The organism is Alcaligenes sp. Marseille-Q7550, from assembly GCF_965112015.1.
Map to the genome: position 1 here is coordinate 1 of NZ_CBCOPU010000028.1, position 1039 is coordinate 1039.

1 protein-coding gene is annotated in these 1039 nt (G+C 67.6%); it reads right to left on the minus strand.

Features of this window, described 5'->3' with window-relative positions:
* A partial coding sequence (locus ACWPWO_RS18860) for a DHHA1 domain-containing protein (RefSeq protein ID WP_454007900.1) occupies positions 1-1039 on the minus strand: 1039 nt, incomplete at both ends.

Below are 1039 nucleotides of genomic sequence, written 5' to 3' on the forward strand. Positions count from 1 at the left end.
CCGCATCCGTGCCTCCGCCCATGGCCATGTCCGGACGGCCGCCGCCCTTGCCGCCGATCTGACCGGCCACGAAGCCCACCAGATCGCCTGCCTTGACCTTGCCGGCCAGGTCGGGCGTGACGCCGCCGACCAGGCTGACCTTGCCGTCGGCCACGACCGACAGCAGCAGAACGGCGGACTTGAACTTGTCCTTGAGCTGGTCGGCCATGCCGCGCAGCGCCTTGGGATCCACGCCGGTCAGCGTGGCCACGAGCAGGCGGCTGGTGTCGTTCAAGGCCACAGCCTGCGACACGAGATCCTGTCCGGCTGCCGAAGCCAGCTTGGATTGCAATTGTTCGCGTTCGCGCTCCAGCTCCTTGATCTGTCCCTGCAGGGCGGAAATCCGGCCCACCAGCCCGTCAGGCTGGGTGCGCAGGCTGGCGGCCGCCTCGTTCAGCAGGCGCTGCTGGTCCTGGACCCAATGCAGGGCATTGTCGCCGGTGATGGCTTCGACGCGGCGCACGCCGGCGGCCACACCGCCTTCGGACACGATCTTGAACAAGCCGATGTCGCCGGTGCGGGCCACGTGTGTGCCGCCGCACAGCTCGCGCGAAAAGCCGATGTCCAGCACGCGCACCTCGTCGCCGTATTTCTCGCCGAACAAGGCCATGGCGCCGCCGCTGACGGCGTCGTCGAAGGACATGAGGCGCGCCTGCACGTCCTTGTTGGCCAGCACTTCGGCATTGACGATGGCTTCGACCTGGGCGATCTGCTCGGCCGTCATGGCCGAATCATGGGCGAAGTCGAAACGGGTCTTGTCGGCGTCCACCAGCGAACCGCGCTGCTGGACGTGTCCGCCCAGCACTTCGCGCAAGGCCTTGTGCATCAGGTGGGTGGCCGAGTGATTGCGCACGATGCGCGCGCGCCGCGCCGTGTACACCTGCGCCTGGACGGTGTCGCCCACGGACAGCGAGCCGCTGGCAAGCACGCCCTGATGGCCGAACACCTGCCCGGCGATCTTCTGGGTGTCCTGTACTTCGAAGATAGTTCCATCGGCCGA